Annotated in this window: 25 protein-coding genes and 1 tRNA gene; 9 read left to right on the forward strand and 17 right to left on the reverse strand. The window is 70.8% G+C overall.

Annotated elements, in window-relative coordinates:
• Window positions 1–67 precede the first annotated feature (67 nt).
• Window positions 68–427 (reverse strand): hypothetical protein, encoded by a 360-nt coding sequence (locus ACF09E_RS07050; protein ID WP_392204226.1) that lies wholly within the window; start codon window positions 425–427, stop codon window positions 68–70.
• Between the two features lie 81 nt (window positions 428–508).
• Here ACF09E_RS07050 and ACF09E_RS07055 point away from each other — a divergent pair, with 81 nt between their 5' ends.
• Window positions 509–1,327, forward strand: a complete 819-nt coding sequence (locus ACF09E_RS07055) for an SUKH-3 domain-containing protein (protein WP_392204227.1) — start codon at window positions 509–511, stop codon at window positions 1,325–1,327.
• Between the two features lie 55 nt (window positions 1,328–1,382).
• Here ACF09E_RS07055 and ACF09E_RS07060 read toward each other — a convergent pair whose 3' ends face one another.
• The 4 genes from ACF09E_RS07060 to ACF09E_RS07075 all read right to left on the reverse strand — a co-directional run bounded on the left by ACF09E_RS07060 (window position 1,383) and on the right by ACF09E_RS07075 (window position 6,850).
• Window positions 1,383–2,861: a hypothetical protein gene (locus tag ACF09E_RS07060; RefSeq protein ID WP_392204228.1), complete on the reverse strand. Its 1,479-nt coding sequence runs from the start codon at window positions 2,859–2,861 to the stop codon at window positions 1,383–1,385.
• Between the two features lie 554 nt (window positions 2,862–3,415).
• Window positions 3,416–3,874, reverse strand: coding sequence for an ASCH domain-containing protein (locus ACF09E_RS07065; protein WP_392204436.1), 459 nt, complete (start codon window positions 3,872–3,874; stop codon window positions 3,416–3,418).
• A 17-nt stretch (window positions 3,875–3,891) separates the two neighbouring features.
• A complete protein-coding gene (locus tag ACF09E_RS07070) occupies window positions 3,892–5,973 on the reverse strand; it encodes a GNAT family N-acetyltransferase (protein ID WP_392204229.1) in 2,082 nt (693 codons plus the stop codon).
• Between the two features lie 91 nt (window positions 5,974–6,064).
• A complete protein-coding gene (locus ACF09E_RS07075; protein ID WP_392204230.1) occupies window positions 6,065–6,850 on the reverse strand; it encodes a hypothetical protein in 786 nt (261 codons plus the stop codon).
• Between the two features lie 60 nt (window positions 6,851–6,910).
• Here ACF09E_RS07075 and ACF09E_RS07080 point away from each other — a divergent pair, with 60 nt between their 5' ends.
• A complete protein-coding gene (locus tag ACF09E_RS07080; RefSeq protein ID WP_392204231.1) occupies window positions 6,911–7,396 on the forward strand; it encodes a DUF4265 domain-containing protein in 486 nt (161 codons plus the stop codon).
• Window positions 7,397–7,624: 228 nt separating this feature from the next.
• On the opposite strand, the gene ACF09E_RS07085 is transcribed toward ACF09E_RS07080, so the two are convergent.
• The 3 genes from ACF09E_RS07085 to ACF09E_RS07095 are packed head-to-tail and all read right to left on the reverse strand — an operon-like array spanning window position 7,625 to window position 10,461.
• On the reverse strand, window positions 7,625–8,077 hold the full coding sequence (locus ACF09E_RS07085; protein ID WP_392204232.1) for a hypothetical protein: 453 nt from the start codon (window positions 8,075–8,077) through the stop codon (window positions 7,625–7,627).
• A 14-nt stretch (window positions 8,078–8,091) separates the two neighbouring features.
• Window positions 8,092–9,741 (reverse strand): restriction endonuclease fold toxin-2 domain-containing protein, encoded by a 1,650-nt coding sequence (locus ACF09E_RS07090; RefSeq protein ID WP_361857961.1) that lies wholly within the window; start codon window positions 9,739–9,741, stop codon window positions 8,092–8,094.
• 33 nt (window positions 9,742–9,774) lie between these two features.
• Entirely contained in the window at window positions 9,775–10,461 is a 687-nt protein-coding gene (locus ACF09E_RS07095; RefSeq protein ID WP_392204233.1) for a DUF6928 family protein, read from the reverse strand.
• An 80-nt stretch (window positions 10,462–10,541) separates the two neighbouring features.
• Between ACF09E_RS07095 and ACF09E_RS07100 the strand changes: the two genes are divergently transcribed.
• Both ACF09E_RS07100 and ACF09E_RS07105 read left to right on the forward strand, forming a co-directional pair.
• Window positions 10,542–10,632 (forward strand) — tRNA-Arg (locus tag ACF09E_RS07100).
• 132 nt (window positions 10,633–10,764) lie between these two features.
• Window positions 10,765–10,911, forward strand: coding sequence for a hypothetical protein (locus ACF09E_RS07105; protein WP_392204234.1), 147 nt, complete (start codon window positions 10,765–10,767; stop codon window positions 10,909–10,911).
• Window positions 10,912–10,954: 43 nt separating this feature from the next.
• Here the strand turns inward: ACF09E_RS07105 and ACF09E_RS07110 are convergent, their stop codons facing one another.
• Both ACF09E_RS07110 and ACF09E_RS07115 read right to left on the reverse strand, forming a co-directional pair.
• Window positions 10,955–11,395, reverse strand: a complete 441-nt coding sequence (locus ACF09E_RS07110; protein ID WP_392204235.1) for a pyridoxamine 5'-phosphate oxidase family protein — start codon at window positions 11,393–11,395, stop codon at window positions 10,955–10,957.
• Window positions 11,396–11,554: 159 nt separating this feature from the next.
• Window positions 11,555–12,532: a GNAT family N-acetyltransferase gene (locus tag ACF09E_RS07115; protein WP_392204236.1), complete on the reverse strand. Its 978-nt coding sequence runs from the start codon at window positions 12,530–12,532 to the stop codon at window positions 11,555–11,557.
• A 350-nt stretch (window positions 12,533–12,882) separates the two neighbouring features.
• On the opposite strand from ACF09E_RS07115, the gene ACF09E_RS07120 reads away from it, so the two are divergent.
• The 3 genes from ACF09E_RS07120 to ACF09E_RS07130 all read left to right on the forward strand — a co-directional run bounded on the left by ACF09E_RS07120 (window position 12,883) and on the right by ACF09E_RS07130 (window position 16,104).
• Window positions 12,883–13,500 (forward strand): hypothetical protein, encoded by a 618-nt coding sequence (locus ACF09E_RS07120; protein ID WP_392204237.1) that lies wholly within the window; start codon window positions 12,883–12,885, stop codon window positions 13,498–13,500.
• A gap of 194 nt (window positions 13,501–13,694) precedes the next feature.
• Window positions 13,695–14,957, forward strand: coding sequence for an MFS transporter (locus ACF09E_RS07125; protein ID WP_392204238.1), 1,263 nt, complete (start codon window positions 13,695–13,697; stop codon window positions 14,955–14,957).
• 241 nt (window positions 14,958–15,198) lie between these two features.
• Window positions 15,199–16,104 (forward strand): class E sortase, encoded by a 906-nt coding sequence (locus ACF09E_RS07130; protein ID WP_392204239.1) that lies wholly within the window; start codon window positions 15,199–15,201, stop codon window positions 16,102–16,104.
• 65 nt (window positions 16,105–16,169) lie between these two features.
• Here the strand turns inward: ACF09E_RS07130 and ACF09E_RS07135 are convergent, their stop codons facing one another.
• Window positions 16,170–17,507: an esterase-like activity of phytase family protein gene (locus tag ACF09E_RS07135; protein WP_392204240.1), complete on the reverse strand. Its 1,338-nt coding sequence runs from the start codon at window positions 17,505–17,507 to the stop codon at window positions 16,170–16,172.
• 157 nt (window positions 17,508–17,664) lie between these two features.
• On the opposite strand from ACF09E_RS07135, the gene ACF09E_RS07140 reads away from it, so the two are divergent.
• Window positions 17,665–18,816 carry a winged helix DNA-binding domain-containing protein gene (locus tag ACF09E_RS07140; protein ID WP_392204241.1) on the forward strand — a complete coding sequence of 384 codons (1,152 nt, stop codon included), beginning with the start codon at window positions 17,665–17,667 and terminating at the stop codon, window positions 18,814–18,816.
• 235 nt (window positions 18,817–19,051) lie between these two features.
• Here ACF09E_RS07140 and ACF09E_RS07145 read toward each other — a convergent pair whose 3' ends face one another.
• Genes ACF09E_RS07145 through kdpF form a run of 4 tightly spaced genes read right to left on the reverse strand, consistent with a single transcriptional unit; the run spans window position 19,052 to window position 23,594 of the window.
• Window positions 19,052–19,726 carry a potassium-transporting ATPase subunit C gene (locus ACF09E_RS07145; RefSeq protein WP_392204242.1) on the reverse strand — a complete coding sequence of 225 codons (675 nt, stop codon included), beginning with the start codon at window positions 19,724–19,726 and terminating at the stop codon, window positions 19,052–19,054.
• A gap of 5 nt (window positions 19,727–19,731) precedes the next feature.
• Window positions 19,732–21,837 (reverse strand): potassium-transporting ATPase subunit KdpB, encoded by a 2,106-nt coding sequence (gene kdpB / locus ACF09E_RS07150; protein ID WP_392204243.1) that lies wholly within the window; start codon window positions 21,835–21,837, stop codon window positions 19,732–19,734.
• Window positions 21,834–23,498 (reverse strand): potassium-transporting ATPase subunit KdpA, encoded by a 1,665-nt coding sequence (kdpA, locus tag ACF09E_RS07155; RefSeq protein ID WP_392204244.1) that lies wholly within the window; start codon window positions 23,496–23,498, stop codon window positions 21,834–21,836. Before kdpA ends, kdpB begins: the two co-directional genes overlap by 4 nt.
• 6 nt (window positions 23,499–23,504) lie before the next feature.
• A complete protein-coding gene (gene kdpF, locus ACF09E_RS07160) occupies window positions 23,505–23,594 on the reverse strand; it encodes a K(+)-transporting ATPase subunit F (RefSeq protein ID WP_033204243.1) in 90 nt (29 codons plus the stop codon).
• 456 nt (window positions 23,595–24,050) lie between these two features.
• Between kdpF and pucL the strand changes: the two genes are divergently transcribed.
• On the forward strand, window positions 24,051–24,968 hold the full coding sequence (gene pucL / locus ACF09E_RS07165) for a factor-independent urate hydroxylase (protein WP_392204245.1): 918 nt from the start codon (window positions 24,051–24,053) through the stop codon (window positions 24,966–24,968).
• Between the two features lie 21 nt (window positions 24,969–24,989).
• Here pucL and crcB (ACF09E_RS07170) read toward each other — a convergent pair whose 3' ends face one another.
• Window positions 24,990–25,343, reverse strand: coding sequence for a fluoride efflux transporter CrcB (gene crcB / locus ACF09E_RS07170; protein ID WP_392204246.1), 354 nt, complete (start codon window positions 25,341–25,343; stop codon window positions 24,990–24,992).
• Window positions 25,340–25,771: a fluoride efflux transporter CrcB gene (crcB, locus tag ACF09E_RS07175; RefSeq protein ID WP_392204247.1), complete on the reverse strand. Its 432-nt coding sequence runs from the start codon at window positions 25,769–25,771 to the stop codon at window positions 25,340–25,342. The genes crcB (ACF09E_RS07170) and crcB (ACF09E_RS07175) overlap by 4 nt, the downstream gene beginning before the upstream one ends.
• Window positions 25,772–26,034: the final 263 nt, after the last annotated feature.

Genomic DNA, 26,034 nt, shown 5'->3' on the forward strand with positions numbered 1-26,034 from the left:
CCACCCCCGCGAGGAATTCCCATGGAGGTGAGACAGGCTTCCCGAGCCATCGAAGAAGGGAAGCCGCTCACCAGGAGATGAGACGGCCCTTCGGTGTGTGCGTGAGCGTCACGCAGCCGATCCAGTCGCCGCTTTCCGGGTACTCCCAGTTGTCCGCGTCGGCCAAGGCGTTCATCAGCTCTTCGCGGGCGAGGGGCGGACCGGGCTGTTCGCCGGCGCCCCCGCTCGGAGGCGTCCAGGGAATGACACGGCACACATCGATCCACCCCCTGTCGATCAGGGGAAGGAGGATGGGAACCAGCTCTCCGGGCGGCGCCGATGCGAGAGGTTCGTCCAGATCGCCGCGGACGCCCGGGAGGATGTCGATCTCTAAGGCGTTGAGCATGAAGGCGCGCTCGGCGGCGGAGAGGTCTTCTGGAGCGTTCACATCGGGATCGTCGCACGGCTGATGCCGGTGGCCACAGGCCGATCCGTTGACGGAGGCGATTGGCACCGTCAGGGTCGGTGCATGGATTCCACCCCCGCATCGCCCGGTCGCCCAGCAGCCTGGTCGAAGCTGCTGGAGACGTACCCTCCTCGGCCCTCTGATGATCAGCAGGGTCCGCCGTCCCTGGGATGCCTGATCGAGGCCGCCGGCCGTAACTCCACGCTCGGTGCGATGTACCCCTGGGTGTCGATGCAGCAGCTGAGTATGTCCACGGAGAACAGCTGGGAGGAATGGGGGCATGCCCCGCTCCCGGCGATGTTCGCCCGGCCCGACGGGTACGAGGTGGTGGGCCACGACCGGCGGGGAGAGATCGTCCGGCTGACGACACCCGATCCGGCCGAGGCCGCCGCGTTCGCAGCGGGCCTGATGCGCACCGATGACGCTGTAAGGCCGGAGCGGCCGTATGGCTGGCCGTCCGAGGTGGAAACGGTTCTGCGGGAGGCGGGCTGGCATCCCGGGCGGGCCGTCGATACGGCGAGGTGGACACGGCAGCTGGAACAGGACGGCTTCCGCTCTCATGCCGCTGCCGAGAATTTCCTGCGCGAGTTCGGCGGGCTGGCCACGGGGCACGGTGGCGCCGGGATCACGCGCGCTCGGGAGGTGTTCGATCTTGACCCGCTTCTGGCGCAGGGCGAGGCCGACCGCTTCTACGAGTGGGGCGAGGAGATCGGCCACCGCCTCTTCCCGGTCGGCGAACTTGCCGGCAGGTTCCTCGGGCTGGACGAGGACGGTGAGCTGTACGTCGTCGACGGCTGGCTTGCCCGCTTCGGCCGCATGCCCAAGGCCATGGAGAACCTGGTGCTCGGCGTCATGCCCGTTCGCATGCCGGAACCCGAGTAGGCCGGGGCGCAGGAGAACGTCCCGCGCCGCCGGCACAACGCTCGTGGTCGTTCACTCAGGGCGTCGCGGTATTCCTGAAGGTGGCGAGGAGCGCCCGGGCGCGTTCCCGGAAGGCCTCGTCCTGGCGGATGATGCGATTCTCAACTCCCGAGCGGACCACCCGGGCGTCGCCGTCGGCGAGGACTTCGAGCCGGCGCAGGTGGTCGCCGTTCAGGGCGGCGCCTCCGAGGGCTTCCAGGGCGTCGCAGGCCCCTGCCGGATCGGCGTCCGACTCGGCGGACGCCAGGGCGGCCGAGGCGAGCGCGGCGTGGTCCAGAGCGGCAGGGTCCGCCACGGCTACGAGGGCCAGCGCCGCGGCCGGCGCCTGCACCGGATCGTCGAGGGCCGCCTCCAGCCTGGCGGTGAGCGGACGACCGGCCGGGCCGAGGAGCGCGGTCGCCCGGGCGACCCTCGCCACCGACCAGCGGGTCCACTGGCTCTGCGCGGCGCGGTCGAAGACCGACGCAAGGACGGCGACGACGGGTTCCGGGTCCCCCGTGACACGCCACAGGGCTTCGGCGAGGGCCGTGTCCGTGTCCAGCGCGGGCGTGGTGTCCTTGCCCGGGTCACTGAGCGCCCCACGCAGGAGTGGCGCCAGAGCCGCTCCTCGGGAACCGAGCGCGGCAGCGGTCCTGGCGGCATCGCGCAGGTCCCAGCCACCACGGCCGAGTTCCGGTTCGAGGCATCGCAGCAGCGGCGCGGGATCGTCCGTGAGGTCGTACAGGGCCTTCGCCGCCGGGAGGACGTCCCGTTGGGCTGCCGCACGCAGCGCGGCGACGGCCATGTCGCGATCCGACGGAGCACAGTCTGCCGCGACGGAGACAAGGGCACGTGAGGCTTGGCCAGGAAGGTGCGGGACCGCTGCGCACAGCTCGGGCAGCGCAGCCGCCGCCTCGGCGCCCCACCCGGCCAACAGGCTGGTCAGCTGCCATGGTTCGTTGCCGCGGAGTGCCGCGGGCCGGGAGAGGCGGGAGCGAACGGCATCGAGGAGTTCCCTGTCGAACGGGAAGGCCGCGCTTTCTGAGTCCCACAGTCCGGTCGCCGCGTCGAGGGCACGCGGGCGGCGCCCGAGACCGGCGGCGAGGAGCGGGGCAGCCTGCTCGGGTGCGACGAGCACGAGTGCGGCCAGAGCACGGTCGGCGTGATCGTCCTCCCGGTCCAGGTTCCGTCCCGCGAGAGGGGCGAGCACGTCCGCAGCCGGTTCGGCAGCGTCGGCCAGCCGCCCCAAGAGAGACGCCATGTCCACCACTGTCTTGTCGTCGACAGCCGCCGCACGCAGGCTCTCCACCAACTGCTGCGGGGCACTGCGCGAGAGCATGCAGGCGCGGTCGGCCGCCCAGGCGCCTTCGGCCCGGACCTCGGCCCGGCTGTCGCGCAGGGCCGCGTCGACCAGGGCGAACGCCGCCTCCCGCTCCGGCCCACGATCCCGGCCCAGGAGGGCCTCGACGACGGCGGCGAGCGGCTCGCCGCGTTCGAGGTCGAAGTCGGAACGCAAGGAACCGGCCTGCGGGGAACGGAACGACGTCGAAGCCGCAATAAAGCGTTTCCAGGGACAGCTGAGCGCGCTGCAGGAAAGAATTCCGGGCCTTCCCATCTGAAGCGTGTCACCTAAGCTCGCATATGGGATTTCCCTGTAGATCTTAGGCGTTGAAGGTGACTTGTTTCCGGCGGAGACTTACCAAGGGGTGAAGTTGCGGCAGGCAGGCCCCCGTATTACCCGCAGACAGAAGGGGGCCCTGCAGGCTGCGGGCTAGACCATGCTGGCCGACCACGTCTTCTTCAATACCGGACCCGCCACCCCTCACCGCCAACACTTCGGCGGGATTTACCGTCCCGCCGAACACCGCCGAGTGAGGGCGCGCGCCGAGCGCGCCTTCGCCTACTTGAAGCATCGCGCGATCCTCCGTGACTGCCGCCAGCGCAACGGCCGCCTTCCTCCCAATAGTCCACACGGTTGCCCTACTTGCACATGGCCGATCTGGGCGTGAGGTCAGAGTGATCCCGAAATCAGGCTGCAACTTGCGTGAACACAACCATCCGCAGCCCGCTTTAGGCAGACACTAGGCCATGCAGAACACCGTGGAGTGAACCGCTGGAGTCGGGAACCGCCGCAGCTACCGACCGTAGGTCGTTGCAGGTCAAGTACCTGTAGCTCTGGGGCGGATGGAACGATCCGGAGGCCCGAAGGGCAGCCAACGGTACGGGGTCCTCGAAGGCCATCGGCTCTTCAAGTGACAGACCGCTGGCCCGGATCGCGCCGCTCATGTACTCGTCGTACTCGCGCCGGCTGATTCCGGCGCTCGTACGGCTGGCCGACCAGACCTCGCGGGGGGAAGCGACCTGCACGGAGGCGATCCGCGCCATGCCCACGATGGCCATCGTGGGCGCGGTCGCGTAGAGGAGTACTGGGGTTCCAGGTGGGGCGGCGACGCGTTGACGACGTACCTCGACCGTCTTAGTCCCGGCCAGGATCGCCGTGGCGAACCGAGGGTGGACGGACAGCAGCATCGCGCGCTCCGGATCGCTCACGTCTTTCGGTGCCCCTCTTCGTACACGGCCTGGAACAGCGCGTTACTGATCTTCGACAGCGACATCAGCGACAACGGTAGCCCCAGCCCCTTGGCCAACGCGGTCAATCGCGAATGCGTCACCTGTACGGGAAAGATCTCTGTGTCCGAGAACCTCAACGCCATGAGCTTGCCCGCCGGTTCGGCTTTCGCCCGCACTTCAGCACGACCATATACGCCCAGGTGTTCGAATCGCGAGAAGAGGGTGTCAGGATCGCCGACGACCACCTCGTCCAGCCGCGAACAGCCGATCACCATCTTGCCCTGCTGCCCCGCGGTGCCTCCGCTGACGTACCAAAGGATCCGGCCAGGGACGCTCTCCCCACGGTGACCGGCGGACCGATAGTAGACATGCTCACGACTGATGCCGATCACGTCGTCACGCGGCACGAGCATGGCCGGCACGTTGAACAGCTCCGTGGACCAGCGGGGCTGTACGGGAGCGATGAAGGAAGGCAGCGCCGTGTCGACGAGCTTCGCCGGCCACCACACTCGCTCGGCCACGCTCGCGATCTCAGGCGACACCTGAGCCGGCAGGCGCGGTGTCGTACGCCCGGCGCGTTCCGCGATGGCTCCTGCCGCCTCGGAGACGGCCTCGGCCGGTCCGCACAGGTCGACGATGAGGGCCGTGAAGCCGCTTTCGTCCTCGGTGAATCCGTCGGCGCCCGCAGCTGACATGGCAGCCTGGGAGAGGTACGGATCGGCGATGCGGACGACCTGCGCGCCTCGTTCCCGCCCCAGCCGCTTCAGCATGAAGAGCAGCTGTCGGGCGAGCGTCTCCTCCAGTGGGTGTGCCGCGGTCCGCAGGAAGGCGACGTTCAGTGTGCGGCCGTCCATGGCCCAGGCGTACAGGGCGACCGGATGTCCGTCACCGTCCCGGAGCAGCTCCCTTCGCCACAACACTCCGTCGGCGCCAAGGGCCTTCAGCCGTTCCGCGAAGGCGGTACCACTGTCGCCGTCGGCCTGCTCGAAGAAGGCGACCAGCTCCCCTTCACTTCCGGACGTGACCTCCTCGGCGGAGAACGCCGTGCCCATGAGATCCGCCGGGCGATAGACCTGGGCTTGGCGGAGTTCGTCCACATGAAGGGTCACCATGGCCGGCGAGACGACCCTGACGCGTGCTACTTCCCAGGCGATGTCGGCCAGCCGCTCCAACTCAGGATCACGCGTTACCAGCACCTGCAGACCCGCGCAGGATGTCTCGGCCACGTACCGCAGTCGGGCACGTAGCGTGCCGTCGATCGGCGCTTCCGGCAGTTCCTTGCTGACGGCCGTGGTCAACTCCTGCTGGCGGGCCGATACCGCGGCCGCATCGGGAGACGCGGAGCGAAGCCGGGACAGACCGTTGCGTTGATGCTTCCTCTCATCGCGGTTCTCGATCTCCCGCACGTCAAGGAGGAGCTGCGGTGTGTACGTGAGCTCGATCAGGTCTGCGAGCCATCCGGCCTCAAGGGCCCTCGACTCCTCGACAGCCCGCTCGGCACCCGTGCCGCGAAGCCCGGAGAAGACGCTGTAGTCGACCGTCACGACCAGCAGGGCGTCGCTCTGTGCCTCGGTGAACAGATCCTCGTGACCGAGGTCAAGCCACCAGGTATCGAGGGTCTCTTGATCACCGCCCCGTCCGAGCCCCTCGCCCTTCGGCACGAAGCCGAGACCGCTCCACATGGAACTGAGCCCATAGTCCCGCCGGCATCTGGCCCGGATGCCGAGCCGGTGTCCTTGGCGACGGCGAAGCTCCGCGATCAGGAGCCCAGCGATCCCGCTCCCTCGGCGTTCCTCTGCCACACACAGGTGCACGAGACGCACGTACTGACTGCGCTTGGGCAACCCGAAAAGCGCGTAGCCGACGAGCTCGTCCCCCTCCAGCGCGACCAGCAGCCCACCGTCGTCCGCGTACTTTCGGTACGCGGGTGGCGTGAGCAGGCCCAGACGCTTTGTGTACCGGTCGCCCAGGGCGATGGCGGCACTGAGTAGGTCAGGCTGCTCTCCCGTCACTGGCAGCACTTTGATCGCCATCTGCATCCCCTCCGGTTCGATCACCGCCCCAAGCGCATACTGCCTAAACCGGAGCGGCCAAGCCACTGATTGATCAGAACCGGCTAGTGGCGGGAAACACGCGGTGCGGGCCTCGTCACCAACCTCCAGCAGGTACGGGCCCGTCAGATGAGTGGTGGGGTTCATTCTCGGCCGCGTACTGGTCCCCGATGACAAAACTGCTCGCGCATTCGGGGCATTCGGCGCGGCCGAACAGCCAGGTGAGCCCCTCTGCCAACTGGGCAAAGCCGAGGTCACAGGCTGTTTCGTGCATCCATGCGGCCAAGCCGTCGAGGTCGCTCGGGTCGGCTTGGTTGAGGGGGCGGCGGCGGATGTCTCCCTGGTCCCAGTCGCGATGGGCAGAGTAGCGGCCGTAGATACCGATCGCGATGGTGACGCTGAGGTGGCAGTGAGGGCAGCCGACCCCGTAGAAGCCGTCTTCGAAGTCGTACTCTGCCAGGCTCCACACGCTCGCCCCGGCGAATGCGAGATGAGCGCGGAAGAGGGCCATCGCGGTCTCCGTTGACAAGTCATTGTCGTTGAGGCGCCGGGAGACCATCTGTTTCAGTTCGACGATCACCGGAGCCAAGGTCCTGATGAGATCGTCGGCGCCGTGGTCCTGATGGACTCCCGCCATGATTGCTCCGGCCAGGTCCAACGCCCGGTCCACGGCAGTCGTCTCACCGGCGCAGGCGATATCCCGCAGATACGGGAGCGCGGCAAAGCTCGCCGCCGAGACGGTGAGCCCCTCGGTAGCCAGGAGGTGCCAGAGTTCCTGCCATGCCTCCTCATCGCTGGACGGCGATCGCAGAACCCGCTCGAGAACGGGCGGAACCTCGTCGTACGGCCCGCGCCCGTACCTCGCCAACTGCCATTCGATCATTCGCCGATTCAAGCACGGGCCGCACGGGTCCGAATCGGAGAGATCGTGCATCCTGACCGGATGACGCAGACCGAAGTCGAACATGTGAAGGTGCACTTCCGCCTTGAGACGGACGGTGATTGGCCGCCTGCCTCAGTGGAGAGTCTGTGGGCTCTCGACCAAGGCGATGGCACCGTACGACTCGACAACACTCCTTGGTTCGTACGCGGCGTGGCGTGCGGAGATGTCCTCACCACCCACCCCGACGAGGACGGCGTTCACTGGGCGGGCCAGGTGGTCTCGCCGTCGCAGAACTGCACGATCCGGCTGATCGTGCTGCGTGACAAGGGATCTGGCGCAGCGCGGCAAAGTGTTCTGAACGCCTTCGCGGAACTGGGAGTGGGTGGAGAGGGGATCGAACGGTTCGGTATGGTCGCTCTCGATGTGCCGCCGGAGGTAGACCTCGCAAAGGTCCAGCGGCTCCTCGATCACGGCGTGGCCCAGGAGTGGTGGGACATGGAGGAGGGCTGCATCACCGACGCCTGGCGGGCAGCACGGGCCCGATGAGATGCACGCGCTCCGGCCACCCGCCGACAGTGTCGGCACAAGTCCCATCCGGGCAGAGGCAGAGCGGCCTGCGTTGCTCCACCGGGCCGCCTCTTCGAGCCCGGCCCGCTCCTGGGCTCGGCGGGCGGTATGCGGGTCTGTGAAACCGTGGTCTCCTACGTTCCGTCGGCCGATAAGAGCGACGGGGAGCAGCGTCACACAGGCGACAGCCCCCTGATAGGCCGCCGGTCAGTAGTCGAATGCGTCGAGGTGCCGGCGCAGCAGGTCACCGATGTCTTCGCGGCCCCCTTCGATCGGCAGCGGCGAGGGGGTGTCCTCGCCGTTCGCCATGGCGAGGCTGCTCGCGAAGCGCACGAGGTTGGGCGTCGGAGCGAAGGAGTCGCGCAGCCAGACGGCGAAGGCGCCGGCTTCGTCCGCGGTCACGTCGGTGAGGGTGATGTAGGCGTAGTCGGGTTCGGTGATGGCCGCGGTGCCGTCCACCCACACGTCCGGCGCCAGCTCGATCTCGAAGTCCAGCACGGTCATCTCGTGGACGCCGGACCTCCGATGCCCGATGGTGGGGTCGGGGAACGCCTCGCGCAGCGCCCGCTCCAGGGAGTCCAGCGTGGCGTGCCAGGCTCCGCCGTTCCCCTCGGGGGGATAGAAGGCGAAGTTCGTCCGGATGTTTCGTTCCGTGGCCATGGTCTTCCTCGTTCTCAGGGGACGTACCGCGTCGAGCCGGGCGTGCCCGTCATCGCCATCATGGACTGCCAGTAGACGGCGTTGTCCCTGCCGTTCGTCACGATCTCCAGACCCCTGATCTCGCTGTTGGCGGGGTTGGCCATGGCCTGCTTGTACCGGACGAGTTCCTTCTCGTCGCCCGCGTACATGGAGTCGACGACGGGGTCCCATGCGATCTTCCCCTGGTTGTTGATCTTCACAGGCTTCGCCAGGGTCTCCTCGACCCTGTCGAGCGTGCGGAAGCTCTTCTTCGTGCAGTCCGGGTCCCGCACGTGCTTCGCCTCGACGAGGTGGCCGTCGAGGGGACGTATGCCGTCCACCATCAGTCCGCGCTTGCTGCCGAGCAACGGCACTTCCCGCTCGGGGTAGCCGGCCACGCGGAGCTGGTAGGCGTTGTCCGGGGCCGCCGGGCCACCGCCGCCTGCCAGGCCGCCGGGCCGGAGGGTGTTCGTCCACGCGCGGAACTGCTGCTGCTCCGCCGCGGTGAGCAGACGGGTCGTGCCCGGGACAGGCGGAATGGGGTCGGCGAAGGAGATACCGGGGTCGACCGGGTTGATCATCGGCGCCAGAGCCGGCGCCCGTCCCGTGTACGAGGCCAGCACGATCGGTATCGGGATGGGAGCAGGCGCCGGGATGAGGGGCGGCAGGAACGGCAGCCCCGGGAGAGCGGGAGCTGTCGGCGGGTCTGCGGCGGGCAGCTTGATGCGGGCTGCGGACGAGTCCAGCGCATGTCCCACGGAGCCGAGGTCCCGGATCCAGGAGTCCCCGAGTACGGCGTCGAGCAGTCCGCCGTCGTATCCGTTGCCGCCGAACATCGGCTGGTCCCAGGGCATGTCGACCGCGAAGAGGTCCATCTTGCGCTCGGCGATCTTCCCCTTGGCAGACTCCACGTGCTCGGCATACCGGTCGCATGCCTTGGCTATCTGCGTGCAGGCGGCGACGAGATTCGTCACCAGCGGCTCGCCTTCCTCCGCCTTCGCCGGCGGGCAGGTAAGACCGACGCTGTGCTTGACGTACGTCTGGAAGGCGTCGGCGGCCTCGCCGGAGTGTGCCTTACTCGCGGTGAGAGCGTACGCCTGCGCGTCCTCCAGGAAGCGTTGCATGAGCACCCCTGCGTGACGCCAGGAGCCGGCGACGTCCCGGATCTTCTCCGGCGAGCCACGGAAGCGGTCGCTGCCGCCGCCGGGGGCGTACTGCTGGTACCAGGCGGTCTCCCCCACCACCTCGGGGAGCTCCTGGCCCAGCCCGAGGTAGTTCTCGGTGCAGTCGGCACCGGGGTCACCCATCCCCGCTGTGAGGTCGGCCTGCCGTCCCAGGAAGGCCGAGACCTGCCGGCTCTCCTCGGCCATGAACTCGCGGGCGTTGCGCATCAGCCCCTTGCTCGTCTCGCCAAGGACGTAGGAGCTGAAGCCCATCTTGTCGAGCGTCGCGGAGGCTGCCGAGACGTACACCTTGGCGAAGGCTCGCCCGGCCTCGTCGTCCCCTGCCATCCCGTGTTGCCGCGCCAGTTCGTGGCCGACGGCGATAGCCGTGTCACGCGCTCCCCGCATCGTGTCGAGGAGCCCCATGGAGCCGCGGATCATTCCCTCCGCGATGAACTTGACGTCCGGAGCAAGACCGGCCACCGTCGCACCCCCTTGCAGACGTGAATCGTCAACCTATCTCAGGCGGATGCCATCGTCCGGGCAGTGTCCGCTGCTCGGCTCATTGCTGTCGGCGAACAGGCGGAAACCGAGCAGTGGCACCCCGTCAGGGTCGACGTCGTCGGGGGCGGGTCGGCCTTCCAGGAGGAAGCCGAAGCAGGCGCGCAGGGCTTCGTTGCCCAGTTCCAGCGGATGGAAGGGCAGCGCGTACGGCTCCTCGCCCCACTCCGGGTCGAACTCCACGGGACGGTCACCCGCCCAGTAGGGCATCTCGAAGGGGAACGGGTCGCCGATGTTCTCCGCGATGCCGCCGTTCGGGGAGAGGCTCAGCGAGCGGATCAGACGGCCGTCCTCCCAGACCGCGAAGGCGAGCCAGTCCGAGACGCTGTGCAGCGCGTGCAGGATCACCCGGCGGCCTGCTGCTGCTTCCAGGAGGTGCGCCGGCAGTCCCGACGGGCGGTCGAGCATCAGACGCCGGTCGCAGACCAAGTCCACGCCCTGGAGACTCGCTGCGTACGTGAGGCCGTCCGGCGGGTACGTCGCCTCTCCCAGGACCTCCCCCTCCGTCGGCTCCGCACGACAGCCCGGGAAGACTGGGGCGATCAGCGCTGCCGTGTCCTCGACTGTCGGCTCACCGGCCGCCTTCAGCGCCGAGGCCACACCTCCGTCCGCGTACGCCAGTAGCGCCGTCTTCGCTCCCATGCGCCGTACGCTAGCCGCAGCAACTGACAGCCCCGCCGTCCCGAAAACGCCCGAAGTTTTCGGGAGAAGCCGACGGTCATGCCCGTTGGCGCAGGTCAGCACCACCCCACTCCCCCATCCACCAAGTGCCTTCTAAGCACTTGGCCGCAGGTTCGAGTCCTGCCGGGGGCGCTCCGCGTAAGACCCTCCTTCGGGAGGGTCTTCTTACTGGTCAGGGGTGGGTTCGCGGGCTTTCAGGGGGGCGAGCCCGGGGGCGGGGCGTGGGTTCTCGGCTGTCCGAGGGGGTCGTTAGAGTCAGTCGGCATGGGGGATCGGACACGCGTCAAGCGCTGCAAGCAGTGTCATCGGCCGCTCGACGACGGGCGGTGGCGGCGTCCCAAGCGGTTCTGCAGTCGCCGGCACCGGCTGCGGTACTGGGTCGGCGAGGTCATGGAAGCCGTCCTCAGCTGACCGTCGCGTCCGCCGCCGGGGGTGAAGAGCCCGCCCGGCGGCCTCAGTTCCCGGACGGGACGTCCAGCGCCGTCCCGTACAGGCGGGCCACCCGGACGAGGATGACCACGCGCCGGTCCGGCAGCGGCTGCTCCCCTGCGGGCGCGTCGTCGGCCGGGTCCACGATCTCCGCCTCGCCCTCCGCCACCGCGAACGACCAGACGTCGGGCCCGTTCACATGCAGGGCCACATGCGGGTCGCGGCGCAGTTGGCGGACCTTGAGCCGGTCGGCGGTGGAGGAGATCCTCAGGACGCGCTCCTCCGCGCTCCATTCGTGGAGGACCGTCGACAGGTGCGGGTGACCGGTGCTCCTGACGCTCGCGAGGACACCGAACCGCTGCCGCGACAGCAGCCGGGAGAGCTCCCCGTCCGTCAGCGCGCGGGGCGCCGGGCCGTCGTTCGGGGTGGCGCCGGCGGGTGCGTCGGTGACGGTGCGCTCGCTCATGGGGCAGCCCTCTTCACTGGTCGGGGTGATGCCGCCGAACGGGCGGGCGCCGTCGACACCGGCGCCCGCCCCGCCGGACGGATACAGGAACCGTAGCAGATGGTTTCGTTGCAGACTATCTTTTACGGTTCCGGTCGCCTCCCGCTTCGCCCCGCTCCGTCAGTCGGCGAGGAGGTCCAACTGGTACTCGTGCGTACTGCGGTGGAAGCGGAAGCCCAGTCGCCGGTTCACGGCCAGCATGTGCGTGTTCTCCTGCGCGTTGTCCGTCTCGACCTCCCCGATCCCCGGGTGCTCGGCCCGGAGCCTGCGCACCATCTCCGCCTTGAGCCACAGCCCGAGCCCGTGACCGCGGTGGGCCGGCGCCACCGCCGTGTCGTACTGCTGCGCCCGCCGGGCCTCCCCCGACCTGATGACGATCTCGGTGTACCCCGCCATCTCCCCCTTGCCCAGCGCCGCGGTCGTCAGCAGCAGGTCGCCCCGCTCGGCCAGCACCTCGGCCATGGCGCGGACCCGGTCCGCCGTCCAGGTCTGGCTGCCGTAGTCCATATCGCCCGTCGGCATGTCGTTCATCGCGTTCTTCGCCGCGGCGAACGCCTCCGCCAGCTCGTCCGGAACGGTCCCGGTCCAGCCGACCAGTTCGTACCCGGGGTGCACCGCGTCCGCCTCCGCGGTGTCCGCGTGCGCCACGTCCAGCAGAAGATGGTCGAAGGCCAGCACGCGCCGGAAGCCGCGGGCGGCGCAGAAGGCGCCCGCAGGTCCCTCCCCCGGCGCGGCGGCGACCATGCTCCGCCGCCCCTCGTCCCGCGCCGCCCGCACGGCCGTCGTCAGCAGGTGCGAACCGACGCCCGCGCGCCGCCGGTCCGGAGTGACGTGCAACTCCAGGTCCGCCAGGTGCCGCTGCCCGGCCGAGGTGAACAGGCGCAGTCCGGCCACCCCCACCACGGTGCCGTCGGCCTCGGCGGCCAGCCACAGCAGACGCCGGTCGTCCCGGCCGGTGACGGCGAGCCGGGCATGGGTCTGCTCGAACGTGGGACAGGGCTCCTCCGGCAGATCGGCGGCGAGCGAGGCCGCCACGACCGCGTGCCACGCGGTGGCGTCCTCGGTCGAGACCTGGGTGAGGGGGACTGCGTCGATCAAGTGGGCTCCTCGTTGGTGCGGGTGTGTGCCGGACCGCTGCTGTGACGTGGGTTGTTGCTGGGAAGTGGGTTTGTTGCTGTGCAGTGGGTTTGTTGCTGTGCAGTGGGTTGTTGCTGTGCAGTTCGCTGTTCCTGTGGTGCGGGTTGTCGCTGCGATGCCGGTTGTCGCGGTGCGTTCCTGCTGTTGCGGACCCGCCGTTGCGGTCGTACTGCCGTGTCGCGGACCCGACTGTGCCATCGCTCGCCTTCCGGCCGCCGCCCTTTATCGCCGCCCCCGGCCGGCCCGTTGTCGATCTTGATAGGTTCGCGAGGCCCCCACGACCCGCGTACTGGTGACCCCGGAGCGACGGAATGCCACGCACGATCCCCGGCCCCGACGAGCCGACGAGCCCTCCCGCCTGGCGGGTGCTCGTCGTCGGGGGCGCCTCCGGGATGGGCAAGACCGGTGTCGCGCGGGCCCTCGCGCGCCGGTACGACGTCCCCGTCGTCGAGGTCGACGACATCGTGGAGGCCCTCCTCGCGGTCACGCGCCCCGAGCACCTCCCGGAGGTCCACTTCTGGCGTACGCACCCCGAGGCCGCCCGGTGGGCTCCCGAGGCGGTGGTCGAGCGGCAGATCGCGGTCGCCGAGGCTCTGGCGCCGGCGGTCGAGGCGGTGGTCGCCAACCACGTGGGCACCGACACCCCGGTGGTCCTGGAGGGCGACTACCTCCTGCCCCCGGCGGTGACACCGGGAGGGCCGGTCCGCGGGCTCCTCCTCCACGAGGACGACGAGGCGCAGGTGACGGCCAACTACCTGCACCGCGAGCCGGAGGCCGGACCGCAGCGCCATCGCGCCCGCGTCAGCGTGCTGTACGGCCGGTGGCTCGCCGCGCGGGCCCGCGCGGCCGGCGTCCCCGTCCTCGCCTCGCGCCCGTGGGCGGACCTGGCCGACCGCGCCGGCAGACAGCTCGGGGAGACGGTCTCGTAATCCGCGACGGGTGCGGTTCCCGCGCTCGACGCGTGTCGTCCCCGTCGAGCGCCTGCCGTCACCGTCCGACGCATGTCGCCCTCCGCCCTCCGCGCCCCCTCGGCCCGGCCCGCGTCGCTCGTCGCTCGCGGCCGCCCCCGCCCTCCCCGCTGCCCCGCCGCCCCCTCCCCAGGGCCGCTGTTAGCCTGCTGGACATGATCAAGGGGGGTCCGGGCGAGCGCGCGGCCCGCGTCGCCCGCGTCGTGGGGAACAACGGGCCCGAGCGCGTGCTCATCGCCGCCAGTTTCGTCAACCGGGTCGGCAACGGCCTCTTCAACGCCGCGTCCGCGCTCTACTTCACTCTCGTCGTCGGCCTGCCCGCAGCCCAGGTCGGATCCGCGCTCACCATCGCCGGGCTGGTCGGCCTGGCCGCGGGGATACCCGGCGGCCGTCTCGCCGACCGCCGCGGCGCCCGCACCGTCATGATGACGGCCCTCGCGGTCCAGGCGGTCTCGATGGCGGCCCTCGTCCTCGTCGAGAGCTGGACCGCGCTCACCCTCCTCGCCACCCTCGACCAGCTCGCCGCCGCGGCCGGCGGGGCCGCCTGGGGCGCCCTCGTGGCCCGGGTCGGCACCGAACGCCCGGCCCTGTTCCGGGCGAAGCTGCGCACCTTCGTCAACCTCGGGGTCATCTTCGGCACGGTCGGCGCCGGCCTCGCCGTGGCCGCGGACACCCGCGGCGCGTACGTCGCCCTGATCCTCGGCAACGCCGCCAGCTTCGCCCTCTGCGCGGTCCTCCTGCTCCTCCTGCCCTCGTACCCGCCCCTGCCCGCACCCCCGCGGGAGCGCCGTCTGCCCGCCCTGTCGGACCGCCCGTACCTGACGTTCACCGTCCTCTACGGCGCCATGGGCCTGCAGTACCCGGTGGTGTCCCTGCTCCTGCCGATCTGGATCTCCCAGCACACCGAGGCGCCCCGCTGGACGGTGGCGGTGCTGTTCGCCGTCAACGCGGCGTTCTGCGTACTGCTCCAGACCAGGCTCGGCTCCCGCATCGAGACCCCCCGGCAGGGCGGCCGGGCGTTCCGCGACGCGGGACTGCTCTTCCTCGTCAGCTGCCCGCTGATGGCCCTGGCGGGCCACACCCCGGTCTGGGTCGCGGCGGGACTGCTCCTGACCGCGATCTTCCTCCACAGCCTCGGGGAGATCGGGGAGTCCTCGGCGGGCTTCGCCCTGGGCTTCGGCCTCGCCCCCGACCACGCCCAGGGCCAGTACCAGGGCCTCCTCGGCCTCGGCTTCTCCGCCGGCCAGGCCCTGGCCCCCGCGATCCTCACCACCGTGGTGCTCGGCCTCGGCACGGCGGGCTGGCTGGTCCTCGCGGTGTTCTTCGCCGGGATCGGCGCGGCCGGCCCCGCGGTCGCCCGCTGGGGCCTGCGCACCCGCCCCCGCCCGCCGGCCGTCCCCGCGGACACACCGGCCTGAGCCGCAGACACACCGCCCCGGGCAGCGGGCACACCGGCCCGAGCGGCAGACACGCACCGGCCCGAGCGGCGGACACGCCGACCTGAGCAGGGAGCAGCGGGGCTCAGCGCTGACCGCCAGGCGCCCGGGGGGCTCCGGACCGCAGCCCGTACGCCCCGGGACGCGGGCCGTCGGCCGTACGCCCGCACGGGTGAGGGCCGCCGTGGGTGCCGTGGCGGCCGAGGTGCGTCATTCTGGGGACATGGCTGCCGTACGTGGCGTGTCCCCGTGGAAGGGGCGGAGCAGAGGCCGAGGGCCGCGCTCCGTTCTCGTCGCCGCCGTCGCCGCTGCCGTCGCGGGCCTCACCGCCGCGACCGGGTGCGCGAGCGACGCCGGAGCCGGTGCCCCGGCCGGCGCGCACGGACCGGTGACGCCGGCCGCCCGGTCCGCCGCGCCGCCCTCATCCCCCGACCCGGCGCTGCCCCCGTCCGCCGCGCCGACCTCGGCCTCCGACCCGGGGCGCCCCGCGGCGGGCGCTCCGGCCCCCTCCCCCGACCCGGCGCTGCCCCCCGGCCCCGCCGTGCCGGCCGCCGTCGGCGCCGCTCCCCCGTCGCCCTCCGGTACGCCCGCGACGCCGCCGGCCCCCTCGCCCCGCGGGCCCGTCGCCGCCGAGCTCTCCATCCCCTCGATCGGTGTCGAAGGCCTGGACGTCCTGCCGTACGAGGGGACCACCGACGACCGCGCCGGCACCGTCATCCAGGACCGCGGTGTGGCGGCGAGTCCGCACGGCGCGCGCGGCGGCGTGGGGCCGGGGCAGGTCGGCAACTACCTGGTGACCGCCCACCGGCTCTCCGCGGGCGGACCGCTGCGCGAGCTGCCCGCCGTCGAGAAGGGGGACCTCGTGCACGTCACGGCGGGCGGCACCGTCTACACGTACGAGATCGTCGAGACGCGCTCGACGTCCTTCCGCTCGGCCCGTTCGCTGGCCGAGCAGCGGGCCGCCGTGCCCGGCGAACCGGGCCGGGAGCCCACCCGGGCCATGATCACCCTCTCCACCTGCGCGACGCCCGAGGACAACGCGGCGGGCAACTACTGGCGGGACGCGCAGAACAACCCCGAGCACCGCATCGACAAGATCGGCGTCCTCACGTCGACGCGGCCCGCCTGAGCGACCGCGTGCCCCACCCGCACCCCCCGGAGGCGCCCTCGGTCGCGGGTCGGACCGGCAGCCGGTCAGCGCAGCCGGTGCGGCAGCCGGACGCGGACCAGGGTGGTCTCCACTCCGCTGTCGACCAGACGGCCGTTCGCGTCGAAGGCCCCGGGACCGTCCGTCATCCCGAAGTCGTTGTCGTTGAGGAGGACCAGGGTCGAGGAGCCCTCGACGGCGATCCCCTCGATCTTGCCGGGGACGCCCGCGACCGTGTTCAGGTCGACGACCAGGCGCTTCTGCAGGACCGGTGCATCGGCGGCCGCCTCGTCGTCCAGCTGCTCCAGCGTCGGGCTCGCCGTCCCGTCCCACCGGGAGCCGAGGATGTCGGCGCCGCGGCGGAGCCGTACCTCGTACAGGCGGGAGGCCTTGTCCGTGCGCTCCTGGACCAGCAGGCGGTCGCCGCCCAGGGCGACGACGGAGGAGATCTTCAGCTCCGAGGTCTTCGTCTGGCCGGGCTCCACGACGCCCACCGGGTCGAAGCGGTACGCGTACTCCGCCGTGACCCGGTTCTTGCGGGGCGAGAAGCGCAGCAGGCGCGTGGTGCGGGAGTCCTCGCCGGCCGCCTTGTCGGGGTTGAGCAGGGGGCTCTGCAGCGCCATCACCAGGTCGCCGTCGGGCAGCAGCGCCAGCCCCTCGAAGCCTCGGTTGATCTTGCGCTTGAGGAAGATCGGCGGGAGCGACTCGACCACCGGGTAGTCGGCGCCGGTCAGGGCGAGGCCCCGGGGGACGTGGCGGGCCAGGACCCGGCCCGCGGCGGAGACGTGCACCAGCGACGGACCGTACTCGTCGGCCAGCCAGAAGCTGCCGTCGCGGTCGCGGACCAGGCCCTCGGTGTCGAGGCCGTTCGGGTCGTACGCGAGCGGGGTCGTGGCGCTGTGGTCGTACGGGGCCTCGTCGCGGCCCGGCTGGTTGGGGAGACCCGTGACGGGCGCGCCGGAGGCCGTGGTGAGCGGGATGGACTTCAGCACCCGGATCCGGTCGCCGACCGCGCGGACCTTGACGATCGCCGGGTCGAAGCCTGGTACGGGGAACGTGCGCCGCTTGTCCTTGCCCACCTCTATCTGGCCGTTGGGACCCCGGTCGGTGACGGTCCAGTACTCGCCGCTCCGCCCGGCCGGGTACAGGTCGCTGCCGATGCCGCCCAGGTCGACGTCCCGGTCGTCGTCGACGGTGCCGGGCAGCAGGGCGTTGCTGAAGGCGCCCAGCGGGATGTCCGGCAGGGTCGAGGTGGAGACGACCCGGGCGGCGGTGCCGTGCCGCGCCGGCTCGGCCTCGGCCGTCCCCACGACCGCGGTCAGCGCGAGCGCGGCGGACAGCGGCAGAACGACGGCGGCGGGCCGGCGCAGGAGGCGCGGATTCATCTGAACTCCCTTTGAACACCTGGAAAGTCGCCCGTGGAGGCGCCTCATGGTCCAGTTCCGGCCACAACGGTGGGCGTCGGGTGGGCGACATGGGGGCGAGCCCTCGGTGAACACGGCTCCGTCCCCGGGTGTCGGTGCCGGGGAGGACAATCGCGCCATGGTGATCACCGCGCGCGCCCTCAACCGGTCCACTCTCGCCCGGCAGCTCCTCCTCGACCGGGCGCCGATCGGCGTCGGGGACGCCGTACGGCGGGTGGTGGCCGTGCAGGCGCAGCAACCGGGCTCGCCTTACGTGGCGTTGTGGAACCGCGTCGCCGGCTTCGCCCCGGAGTCGCTCGACAGGGCGCTCGCGGACTTCGCGTTGGTCAGGTCGACCCTGATGCGGCTCACGCTGCACCTGGTGCACGCCGGGGACTACCAGGCCTTCCGGGAGGGCATGGAGCCGGCGCTGCGGGGGTCGCGGCTGCACGACCCCCGGTTCAAGGCGGCGGGGTTCACGGCCGAGGACGCCGACGGGCTGCTGCCCGGCCTCCTCGCGTACGCAGGTGAGGCGCGGGCCGGGGCCCAGCTGCGGGCGCACCTGGAGGCGGCGCGGGGCGGGCCGGTGGAGGCCGTCGTGTGGCGGATGATCCGGCAGTACGCGCCGCTGTGGCACGCGCCGACGGGGCCGCCGTGGTCGTTCGGCACGGCCCAGTCGTTCGTGACGGCCGCGGCGCCCCTGCCGGTGCTGGGCGACCCGGAGGCCTCGGCGGCCGGTCTCGCGGTGCTGCTCCGGCGCTACCTGGAGGGCTTCGGTCCGGCGTCCCTCGCGGACATGGCGCAGTTCACGCAGGCCCCGCGGGGGCGGGTGCGCGAGGCGGTGCGGCTCCTGGAGGACGGCCTGGAGCAGGAGGAGGGGCCGGGCGGGACCGTGCTCCACGACGTGCCCGGCGCGCCCCGGCCGGACGAGGACGTCCCGGCGCCGCCCCGCCTGATGGCGATGTGGGACAGCGTCCTGCTGGCCTACGCGGACCGCGGCCGGGTCATCCCGCCCGAGTACCGCAGGCAGGTGATCCGGGTGAACGGCGACACGCTGCCGACGGTGCTCGTCGACGGGTACGTGGCCGGGGTCTGGCGTCCGGTCGGGGAAGGCGTCGAGGTCTCGGCCTTCCGTCCGCTGCCCGCCCGCGTCTGGGCGGAGCTGGCGGAGGAGGCCGCGGCCCTCGACGGCTTCCTCGCCGCCCGGGACCGCCGCGTCTACGGCCGTTACGACCACTGGTGGGTCAAGGGGCTTCCCGCGGCGGAGACCCGGGTGCTGCCGGGGGCCTGACGGCGTACTCGGGGGGGGGGAGGGCGGCCTGACGGCGTACCGGGGGGGGAGGGCGGCCTGCGGCCTACCCGGTGCTGCCTGGCCGTAGCCCGGAGCACGCCGTAGCTCGGAGCACGCCGGAACCCGGAGCACGCCGGAACCCCCGGCCGCCACGGTCGGCGTTCGGGGGGTCCGGCGGGTTCCGGCGGGTTCCGGCGGGTTCCGGCGGGGCAACGGTTTCCGGCGGCCCGGCCCGTCACCCCTTCTCCGCCACCAGCTGCCTGAGTGCGATGTTGAGCTGGAGGACGTTGACGCGGGGTTCGCCGACGAAGCCGAGGATGCGGTCGTCGGTGTGGTCGGCGACGAGCTTGTCTACCTGGGCGACGGTGAGGTCGTTCCTCTCGGCGATCCGGTGGACCTGGAGCCTGGCGTACTCCGGGGAGATGTGCGGGTCGAGGCCGGAGCCGGAGGAGGTGACGGCGTCGGCGGGGACGTCGGAGGGCTTCACCTTGAAGTCGGCCGTCGAATTGTCCTTGACGACGGCGGCCTTTGCGTCCTTGACCCAGGTGATCAGGTCCTCGTTGTCGCCGGAGCGGTTGGTGGCGCCGGAGAGGATGATCGAGTACTGGGTGTTGACGCTGTTGGTGCCCAGGCCGTTGGACGGGCGGGGCTGGAACCACTTCAGGTCCGGGGTCGGCGTCTCCTCGCCGTCCTTGAGGGGCAGGTTGTAGGTCTGGCCGATGAGTTCGGAGCCGACGACCCGGCCGCTCGCGTCGGTGACCTCGGAGCCGTTCGCCTTCCCGGGGAAGGCCACCTGCGCGATCCCGGTGACGGCGAGCGGGTAGAGGACGCCGCAGATCACGGTGAGGACGAGGAGGGCGCGCAGGCCCGCCCAGAGCACGCGGCCGGTGTTCGCTGCTGAGTTGTTCATCGTGGTCAGCCGATTCCGGGGATGAGGGAGAGGAGGAGGTCGATGATCTTGATGCCGATGAACGGGGCGATCAGGCCGCCGAGGCCGTAGATCCCGAGGTTGCGCCGGAGCATCGAGTCGGCGCTGGAGGGCCGGTAGCGCACGCCCTTGAGGGCGAGCGGGACGAGCGCGACGATGATCAGCGCGTTGAAGATCACGGCGGAGAGGATCGCGGACTCGGGCGAGGCCAGGCCCATGATGTTGAGCCTGTCCAGCGACGGGTAGGCGACGGCGAACATCGCGGGGATGATCGCGAAGTACTTCGCCACGTCGTTGGCGATCGAGAAGGTCGTCAACGCGCCCCGGGTGATGAGGAGTTGCTTGCCGATCTCGACGATCTCGATGAGCTTGGTCGGGTTGGAGTCGAGGTCGACCATGTTGCCGGCCTCCTTCGCGGCCGACGTGCCCGTGTTCATCGCGACACCGACGTCGGCCTGCGCGAGCGCGGGGGCGTCGTTGGTGCCGTCACCGGTCATCGCGACGAGCTTGCCGCCCGCCTGCTCCCGCTTGATGAGGGCCATCTTGTCCTCGGGGGTGGCCTCGGCGAGGAAGTCGTCGACCCCCGCCTCCTCGGCGATGGCCTTCGCGGTCAGCGGGTTGTCACCCGTGATCATGACCGTCTTGATGCCCATGCGGCGCAGCTCCTCGAACCGCTCCCGCATGCCCTCCTTGACGACGTCCTTGAGGTGGATGACGCCGAGGACACGCGCGCCCTTGTCGTCCTTGACCGCGACGAGCAGCGGCGTGCCGCCGGCCTCGGAGATCCGGTTGGCCAGGGTGTCGGCGTCGTCGGCGACCTCGCCGCCCTGCTCGCGGACCCAGTTGACGACCGATCCGGCCGCGCCCTTGCGGGTCTGCTTGCCGTCCACGTCCACACCCGACATGCGGGTCTGGGCGGTGAACTCGATCCAGGTGGCGTGCGCCAGCTCGCCCTGGTGGCGCTCGCGCAGGCCGTACCTCTCCTTCGCGAGGACCACGATCGAGCGGCCCTCGGGCGTCTCGTCCGCCAGCGAGGACAGCTGGGCGGCGTCCGCCAGCTCAGCCGCGGTGGTGCCCTTGACCGGCACGAACTCCGAGGCCTGACGGTTGCCCAGGGTGATCGTGCCGGTCTTGTCGAGCAGCAGCGTGGAGACGTCGCCGGCGGCCTCGACCGCGCGGCCCGACATCGCGAGGACGTTGCGCTGGACCAGCCGGTCCATGCCGGCGATGCCGATCGCGGAGAGCAGCGCGCCGATCGTGGTCGGAATCAGGCAGACGAGCAGGGCGGTGAGGACGATGAGTGAGGTCTGCTTGTCGGCGCCCGCGTAGATCGCGAACGGCTTCAGGGTCACGACCGCGAACAGGAAGACGATCGTCAGCGAGGCGAGCAGGATGTCGAGCGCGATCTCGTTCGGCGTCTTCTGCCGGGCCGCGCCCTCCACCAGGCTGATCATCCGGTCGATGAACGTCTCGCCGGGCTTCGTCGTGATCTTCACGACGATCCGGTCGGACAGCACCTTCGTGCCGCCGGTGACCGCGCACCGGTCGCCTCCGGACTCGCGGATCACGGGAGCCGACTCGCCGGTGATGGCGGACTCGTCCACCGAGGCGACGCCCTCGACGACGTCACCGTCGCCGGGGATGATGTCGCCGGCCTCGCAGACCACCAGATCACCGATCCTCAGCTCGGTGCCCGGGACCCGCTCCTCGTTCGTGCCGATGATCCGGCGGGCGACCGTGTCGGTCTTGGCCTTGCGCAGGGTGTCGGCCTGCGCCTTGCCGCGGCCCTCGGCGACCGCCTCCGCCAGGTTGGCGAAGATCGTGGTCAGCCACAGCCAGGCGGTGATCGCCCAGCCGAACCAGTCCCCCGGGTTCCTCACCGCGAGGACCGTGGTGACGACCGAGCCGATCAGCACCACGAACATCACGGGCGACTTGACCATCACCCGCGGATCGAGCTTCCTGATCGCGTCGGGGAAGGACGCGACCAGCTGCTTGGGGTCGAACAGGCCCCCGCCGACGCGTCCGGCCCCGGCCTGCGTGCCGCCGGGCGCCCCGGACTGCGGGGGCCGGGTGGGAGTGATGGTGCTCATGCTGCGAGCCCTTCGGCGAGCGGTCCCAGCGCGAGGGCGGGGAAGTAGGTGAGACCGGTGATGATCATGATGGTGCCGACCAGCAGGCCCGTGAACAGCGGCTTCTCGGTCCGCAGCGTGCCAGCCGTCTCCGGCACCGGCTTCTGCTCCGCCAGCGAACCCGCCAGCGCGAGCACGAACACCATCGGCAGGAACCGGCCCAGCAGCATCGCGATGCCGATCGTCGAGTTGAACCACTGCGTGTCCGCGTTCAGACCCGCGAACGCCGAACCGTTGTTGTTCGCACCCGAGGTGTAGGCGTAGAGGATCTCGGAGAACCCGTGCGCGCCGGAGTTGGTCATCGAGTGCGACGGCGTGTCCAGGACGAACGAGGCCGCCGTGAAGCACAGGACCAGGGCCGGGGTGATCAGGATGTAGCAGGCCGCGAACTTGATCTCGCGGGTGCCGATCTTCTTGCCCAGGTACTCGGGGGTGCGGCCGACCATCAGACCGGCGATGAACACCGCGATGATCGCCATGATCAGCATGCCGTAGAGGCCGGAGCCGACACCGCCGGGCGCGATCTCGCCCAGCTGCATGCCCAGCAGGTTGATGCCGCCGCCGAAACCGGTGTTGGAGGAGTGGAAGGAGTTCACCGCGCCGGTCGACGTCAGGGTCGTTGCGACCGAGAAGATCGCGGACGCGCTGATGCCGAACCGGGTCTCCTTGCCCTCCATCGCCCCGCCCGCCAGGTCGAACGCCGGGCCCCTGCCCGCGAACTCGGTCCACATCATCAGCGCGGTGAAACCGACCCAGATGGCGGCCATCGTGCCCAGGATCGCGTACCCCTGCTTGAGCGAGCCGACCATCCGGCCGAACGTCCGCGTCAGCGCGAACGGGATCACCAGGATCAGATAGACCTCGAAGAGGTTCGACAGTCCGTTGGGGTTCTCGAAGGGATGGGCCGAGTTGGCGTTGAAGTAACCGCCGCCGTTCGTGCCCAGCTCCTTGATGACCTCCTGCGAGGCCACCGCCCCGCCGTTCCACTGCTGCGACCCGCCCGTGAACTGGCCGACCTCGTGGATGCCGGCGAAGTTCTGGATCGCACCGCACGCCACCAGGACCAGCGCACCGACCACCGAGATCGGCAGCAGGATCCGGACGACACCCCGCACCAGGTCGGCCCAGAAGTTGCCCAGCTCACCCGTACGCGACCGGGCGAAGCCCCGCACCAGCGCCACCGCCACCGCCATGCCCACGGCCGCCGACACGAAGTTCTGCACCGCCAGACCACCGGTCTGCACGACATGGCCCATGGCCTGCTCGCCGTAGTACGACTGCCAGTTCGTGTTCGCCACGAACGACGCGGCCGTGTTGAACGCCTGGTCCGGGTCGATCGACACGAAACCGAGCGAACCCGGCAGCGAACCCTGCACCCGCTGGAGCAGGTACAGGAACAGCACGCTCACCGCGGAGAAGGCCAGCACCCCGCGCAGATACGCCGGCCAGCGCATCTCGACCGACGGGTTCGCGCCGATCGCCTGGTAGATCCACTTCTCCGGCTTCAGATGCTTCTCCGAGGAGTACACCTTCGCCATGTGGTCGCCCAGCGGCCGGTACGACAGACCGAGAGCGACGACCAACGCCAGGAGCTGGAGCACTCCGGCAAGAACGGGACTCATCTGTTCTCAGAACCTCTCGGGCTTGACGAGGGCGAGGACGAGATAGCCCAGCAGGGCGGCGGCCACCAGCAATCCGACGATGTTCTCGGCACTCACAGCTTGGCCACCCCCTTGGCGATGAAGGCCACCAGCGCGAAGACCGCGATCGTGGTGACGACGAAGGCCACGTCGGCCATCGTGAGCTCCCGGATGCAGGAAGAAGGAAGAACGGATTCTCGGACGAGACGAGGAAACCTCTCCCCGGCCGCTCCGCCGCCTTCGTTGACGTGCCCCTAACGCCGTCCATGCCCGTCTTGACGCGTCCCGTACGGCCGGGTGACGTGGCCCACCGCCCGCGGGCCCCCGCCGGGTTCGGCGCCCACCCATTGCCAGTGGCCGGAAGGGGACATATCTTCGAGCGACACCTACGGACCGGGATGCTCGTCAGTCCCGGGGCGGTCCGCCGTTCACGGGCCGGACGGCGGGGAGCGGAACCCTCGGGGACGACGGGGACGCTGGACGCCGGGCGTACGGGATATCCGTATCCACGTACCCGCAGGAGCTGAGCAGCACATGAGCAAGCACGTCCTGGCGCAGAACCAGTACGGCAAGGCCGAGAACCGCATCGTGGCCGTGACCCGCAAGGGCAACGACGGCGCGTGGCACGAGATCCGCGACCTGAACGTGTCGGTGGCGCTGCGCGGTGAGTACCGCGACGTCCACCTGACCGGGGACAACGGCAACTGCCTGCCGACGGACACCACCAAGAACACGGTGTACGCCTTCGCCAAGGAGCACGGCGTGGCCTCCCCCGAGGCCTTCGGCATCCTCCTGGCCAAGCACTTCGTGACCTCCCAGGCGGTGATCCACGAGGCGCAGATCCGGGTGGAGGAGTACGCCTGGGAGCGGATCTCCGTCCCCACCCGCAAGGAGCAGCACTCCTTCGCCCGCAAGGGCCAGGAGGTCCGCACCGCGCAGATCACCTACTCGGCGAACACCGGTCTCCAGGTCATCTCCGGCCTCAAGGACCTCACGGTCATGAACTCGACGAACTCCGAGTTCCACGGCTTCATCAAGGACGAGTACACGACCCTCAAGGAGGCCTACGACCGGATCCTCGCCACCAAGGTCACCGCGCGCTGGGCGAACTCGGCCCCGGCGGCCGCGGACGAGGAGCACGACTGGGACCGCTCGTACCAGAAGGTGCGCCGTCACATGCTGGAGGCGTTCGCGGAGACGTACAGCTACTCCCTCCAGCAGACGCTGCACGCGATGGCCGACCGGGTCCTGGACAACGTCTCCACGGTCAACGAGGTGCGGCTCAACCTGCCGAACAAGCACCACTTCCTGGTGGACCTGGAGCCCTTCGGCCTCAAGAACGACAACGAGGTCTACTTCGCCGCCGACCGGATGTACGGCCTGATCGAGGGCACCGTCCACCGCGACGGCGTGCAGCCGGTGATCGCGACCAGCGACTGGATCACCGCCTGACCCCCACCCGGCCGCCCCGGGTCACAGCGGCCCGGCCGCCCGGACTCCCAGCCACACGGCGCCGAGTCCGGCGGCCAGGCTCGCGGCGACGTTCAGCACCGCGCGCCCCCGCGCCCCGCCCTCGTACAGCTTCAACGTCTCGTAGGAGAACGTCGAGTACGTCGTGAGCGCCCCGCACAGGCCGGTGCCGAGCAGCAGGTGGACCTGGGTCGACGCCATCCCGGTGAGCAGGCCGAGGAGGAACGACCCGGCGGTGTTCACCGCGAGGGTGCCCCACGGGAAGGCGGAGCCGAGGCGCGCGCGGGCCGCGCGGTCCGCGAGGTAGCGCAGGGGCGCGCCGACGGCGGCTCCGGCGACGACGAGGAGCCAGTTCACGCCCGCCCCGTCCTCGCGCGTACGGCGGCCCTGGTGACGGCGACCCCGGCCCAGACGGCGGCGAGCGCGGTGACCAGGGTGCCGCCCAGGTAGAGCACACCGCGGGTCGGGTCGCCGCCGTCGAGCAGCCGCTCCGTCTGGAGGGCGTAGGTGGAGAAGGTGGTGAACCCGCCGCAGAACCCGGTGCCGAGGAACGGCCGGAGGAGCGGGTGCGGGGGCGCGGAGGACCATTCGGTGGGCCGCTCCGTGAGCAGGACCATGAGGACGCCGAGCACGGCGCAGCCCGCCACGTTGACCGTGAGCGTGGTCCAGGGGAAGGCGCCTTCGGGGGTGGGCGCGAGGAGTTCCGCGCCGTAGCGGGCGGATGCGCCGAGGGCGCCGCCGGCGGCCACCACCCCGACGACCGGCAGTTCCGCGCGCAGCCCCATGGCGGCAAGCCTACGGCGGCGGATCAAGGCGAGGCGCACAGGCACGGCCCCCGGCCTGGGGCATTAACCGGGGGCCGGCCCGTGCAGCCTCGCTCTGCGATGGTCCGGCCACGCCCTGCGACGGGTCAAAGCGGGGCCGGAGAGTCTGTCAGATCCCCCACGGGGTATCCCGGAGGGCCGGCCGAGGGTCCGGTGGAGGGCCGGCGGGAGCCCCCGGAGGGCCGGCCGGGGCGCCTCCGACCTGCGACGACACGGCGGGGGGT

Origin of the sequence: Streptomyces sp. NPDC014891 (assembly GCF_043081085.1) — a bacterium.
Lineage (GTDB): Bacteria > Actinomycetota > Actinomycetes > Streptomycetales > Streptomycetaceae > Streptomyces.